3 protein-coding genes are annotated in these 4,251 nt (G+C 74.9%); 1 reads left to right on the top strand and 2 read right to left on the bottom strand.

All coding sequences use genetic code 11. The features are described 5' to 3' along the window. Positions 1-5: 5 nt before the first annotated feature. Complete coding sequence (locus AB8Z75_RS31920; protein WP_369208140.1) at positions 6-944, bottom strand: NADP-dependent oxidoreductase; 939 nt, start codon at positions 942-944, stop codon at positions 6-8. A gap of 173 nt (positions 945-1,117) precedes the next feature. Between AB8Z75_RS31920 and AB8Z75_RS31925 the strand changes: the two genes are divergently transcribed. Continuing rightward, on the top strand, positions 1,118-2,479 hold the full coding sequence (locus AB8Z75_RS31925; protein ID WP_369208142.1) for a LuxR C-terminal-related transcriptional regulator: 1,362 nt from the start codon (positions 1,118-1,120) through the stop codon (positions 2,477-2,479). A 47-nt stretch (positions 2,480-2,526) separates the two neighbouring features. Here the strand turns inward: AB8Z75_RS31925 and AB8Z75_RS31930 are convergent, their stop codons facing one another. Then, the gene (locus tag AB8Z75_RS31930) at positions 2,527-4,233 is read right to left on the bottom strand and encodes an amidohydrolase (protein WP_369208144.1); all 1,707 of its coding nucleotides are present in this window, start codon (positions 4,231-4,233) and stop codon (positions 2,527-2,529) included. Between the last annotated feature and the right edge of the window lie 18 nt (positions 4,234-4,251).

A 4,251-nucleotide genomic window follows, 5' to 3' on the forward strand; every position in this document is an offset into this window, starting at 1 on the left:
CCCCCTCAGCCCACCACCAGCACCACCTTGCCCCGCACGTGACCGCTCTCGCTCTCCGCCATCGCGGCTGCCGCGTCCGCCAGCGGATACATCCGGTGCACCGGCAACCGCAGCCCTGGGCCCGTCGCGTGCAGGGCCGACGTCTCGGCGAGCGCCCCCGCGAAGTCCCAGTCCCCGCCTCCGCCGGAGAAGTGCACTCCGGTCCGTGCGGCCTCGTCCGGGTGGACGATGGTGACGACCCGCGCGCCACCGCCCACCAACGCGAGAGACGTCTCCACGGAGCCGCCCCGGCCCGCCCCGTCGATCGCCGCGTCCACGCCCCGCGGGGACAGCCGCCGCACCCGCTCGGCCAGTCCCTCCCCGTAGCTGACCGGCTCGGCTCCCAACTGCCGTACGTACGCGTGGTTGTGCTCGCTCGCGGTGCCGATGACACGGATTCCGCGCGCCGACGCGAGCTGGAGCGCCAGCGTGCCGACCCCACCGGCCGCCGCGTGGAAGAGCAGCGTCTCGCCCCGCTCCAGGCCCAGGTACGCGAAGCACCGCAGAGCGGTCTCGGCGGCTGTGGGGATCACCGCGGCCTCCGCCCACCCCAGTGCGTGCGGTCGGCGTGCCAGGTTGCGGGCCTCGGCCAGCGCGTGGGCGGCGTAGCTTCCCGTCGAGGTGCGGCCGAACACCTCGTCGCCGACACCGAGTTCGCCCACGTCCGGGCCGACGGCCTCGACGACACCGGCCGCCTCCAGCCCGGGGACGTGCGGCAGCGGCACCGGGAACAGCTCGGTCATCCCGCCCCGGCGGATCTTCCAGTCGAGCGGGTTGACCGACGCCGTCCGTATCCGGATCCGGACCTGCCCCGGCCCCGGCTCGGGCACCTCGACGCGGTGCGGCGCGAGGACGTCGGCCGCCCCGAACCGGTCGAAGGCCATGGCGTGCGTGGTGAGTGTCATCGGTTGTTCTCCTCGTTCCGAACCGGGCAGGGGGTGGTGCGGTGCGGCCGGGCCGATCCGGCGCCGCACCACTGTCACCGGCGGGCGGCCGGCGGCGGGCCCCTCGAAGGGCCGGTCCCCGGCTCTCCTTACGACCAGGTGGCCGCGGGCCGCGCGGTCGTACGGTTGGCCGGGTGGAACCACGCTGGAGCAGCCCCGACGACGCACTGGCCCGGGTGTCGGACATCGTCGGGGCGCCACTGGCCGAACTGCTGGAGCGCACCTCGCGCACTCTGGGCTCGCTGGTGCGGCACACCGCCGCCGCGCAGTTGAGCGAGGTGTGCGCGTACGCGCCCAAGCAGGCCGTGGGCACGGACCGGGACCTGGCCGCACGCATCACCCACGACGAGCTGGGCCAGTTGGCCTTCCGGGTGCGGGTCGGCGCGCCCTTTTGGGGCGAAGCGGTGCTGGGCGGTGAGCGCCGCGCCGTCCTCGGGGTCGCGGCGGCACACGCCGGGAAGGGAGGCGCCTTGCTGGCGCTGACCGGACTGCGGACGACGGCGCCGCCCCCGCCCGCCGTGCTGCGTACCGTGCAGCGCGTCTGGGATCTGGTGACCGTCTACACCTACCGCCTCACCGCCGAGGCCCTCCCCTCGCACACGTCGGTCTCCCGTGTCGCCGCGGCGGCCCGCGCCGCCGTACTGACGGAACTGGCCGACGCGCACGGCGCCGCCCTCACCGGCGTCCTCACCGCCCTGCGCGCGCCCGCACTGGACGACGCGGCGGCCCGCGCCGCCGCCACCGACCTGGCCGTCGACGCGCTCGCCGCGCTCCGTCGGATGACGTACTGGAACCGCCAGTTGAGCGAGGAGGACGCCGACACCGCCTTCCACCGCGGCGCCCGTGAGCTGCGGCCGCTGGTCCGCCACCGCGCGGTCGGGCTCGCGCTGCGTCCACCCGGAAGCGGACGCTCCGTACCGTCCGACACCGCGCACACGGCACGCGCCGCGACACGTACCGTCGCGCTCGCCCTGCTGGAGCAGGAGGGGGTCGAACGGATGCACGTGGGCTGGTGGATGGAGGGCGACACGTTGCGGATCGCCGTACGGGACGACGGCCCGGGACGGCCGTCGGAGGACGAGGCCGTCGTCCCGGCGAACGTCGCGGAACGGGTCGCCGCGCTGGAGGGCACGGTGACCCTCGACCCCGTTCCCGACTGGGGTACGACGGTGACGCTCACCCTCCCCCTGGGCGCACCGGCCGGCGCCCGCACGGCGGCAGCGCCCACGGCGGCAGCGGCGGCGGGGCCGGGGCGGACCGCGGGGCCGGACCGGGCGGCACCGGGCAACGGCGGGCCCCACGGCCTGCACAGCCTCCACCCCCGTGAGGCCCACGTGCTGGAGCAGGTGTCACTGGGGCGCCGCAACCGGGAGATCGCGCGAGCGCTGGGTATCAGCGAGTCGACGGTGAAGTTCCACGTCTCCAACATCCTGGCCAAGCTCGGGGTGACCACGCGCGGTGAGGCGGCGGCTCTCACCCGCACCTGGGGCCCCTGACCCGTACCAGGGGCCCTGGCCCGCGCCACCGGGTGACGCTCTCACGCTCAGACGGCGGGCGCCCCGGCGTCCTCGACGTGCGCACGGTGCACCTGTTCGCCGCCGACGACGGCCAGTTCCACGACCGCGCCGGGGATGTCCTCGGGCGCCGCGCGCAGGATGTCGCGGGAGAGGACGACGAAGTCGGCCTGCTTGCCGACGGTGAGCGAACCCCGCTCGTCCTCCAGGAAGTTGGCGTAGGCGGCGCCCATGGTGTAGCCGTGGACGGCCGTCGCCACGTCCACCGTCTCGGCGGGCTGCCACGGCGCGCCACCGGCCAGCGGACGACGGGTGACGGCGGTGTAGATGCCGACCATGGGGTCCATCTCGGCGACGTTCCAGTCGCTGGAGAAGGCCAGTGTGGCGCCGGCCTCGTGGAGACTGCGCATGGGCCAGGCCTTGCTCCAGCGCTCGGGGCCCACGTTGTCGGCCCAGTCCTGCCCGGGGCCTGCGATCTCCGGGGCGCAGTGCCTCGGCTGCATGCAGGCGACGACGCCGAGTGCGGCGAAGCGGGAGACGTCGGCCGGGTCCAGGCACTCGACGTGGACGACCTGGTGCCGCGCGTCGCGCGGGCCGTTGACCTCGCGGGCGTGCTCCACGGCGTCCAGTACGGTGCGGATGCCGCGGTCGCCGGTGGCGTGGACGAAGCACTGGAAGCCGCGCGCGTCGAGCCGCGCGAGCAGCGCCGCGAACTCCTCGGGCGGGTAGAAGGTCTCGCCCCGGTGGTGTGTGCAGCCGGCGTAGGGGCGCAGCAGCGCGGCGGTGCGGGGCTCGACCACGTCGTCGATGTAGAGCTTGAGCGGGCCGAGACGGATGCGGTCGCCGTCCGCGGCGTACCGGTCGACGGCGGACGCGAACTCGTCCAGCTCCGCTTCGGTGGTGCCGCGCGGGTGGAACAGGGCGGCCACCAGGCGTGAACGCAGTCGCCCCTCGCGCCGGGCCCTCTCGAAGAGGGCCAGGTCATCGAGGGAGTTCTGCGGCTCGACGACGGTGGTGATGCCGAACCGGATGGCGTCGTCCAGGCTGCGGGCGAGCCTGCCGTACTGGCGGTCGGCGGAGGCCCAGGGCACGCCCAACTCGCGCAGTGCGCGGTGTCCGGCGCGGGAGAGGCCCTTGATGGCGAAGTCCTTGATGAAGCCGGTCGGCTCGCCCGTTTCCTGGTCGGTCTCGGCCTCGCCGAACGGGAGGCTGGTGTGGTCGCGGGTGATGCCCAGGCGGCGCAGGGCCGCGGTGTTGAGCCAGGCGGTGTGCACGTCGTAGCTGAGGACGAAGGCGGGGGTCTCGCCTGTGGCCGGGTCCAGGTCGGCGGCGCGCGGCATCCGCCCGCCCGGTATCGCGGAGTAGTCGAACGCCTCGGCCTCGATCCACTCCGCGTCCGGGTGCGCCGCGTGCCAGTCGCGGACGGCCTCGTGGATGCCCTCCAGGGTGCGCACCCCGGCCAGTTGGACGCAGGCGTCGTCCGAGCCGAGGCGCACGTGGTTGTGCGCGTCGATGAAGCCGGGGAGGACGAGGCGCCCGCCCGCGTCAATCACCTCGGTGCCGGGCCCCGTCCACGCCTCTGCGTCCTCGTCGTCGCCGACCCACACGATGCTCCCGTCCCGTACGGCAAGGGCCTCCGCCTCGGGCAGCGCCGGGTCGACGGTGTGGACTCGCGCGGCGCGGACGACGAGGTCGGCGGGGGCGGCAGGAGCCTGGGGGACGGTGGTGCGGGACATCTCGGTGTTCTCCAGTGG

Origin of the sequence: Streptomyces sp. PU-14G, assembly GCF_041028275.1 — a bacterium.
Lineage (GTDB): Bacteria > Actinomycetota > Actinomycetes > Streptomycetales > Streptomycetaceae > Streptomyces.

Coding starts and splice junctions, on each gene's coding strand:
- AB8Z75_RS31930 (WP_369208144.1), bottom strand. CDS start 4,233: ATGTCCCGCACCACCGTCCCCCAGGCTCCTGCCGCCCCCGCCGACCTC.
- AB8Z75_RS31920 (WP_369208140.1), bottom strand. CDS start 944: ATGACACTCACCACGCACGCCATGGCCTTCGACCGGTTCGGGGCGGCC.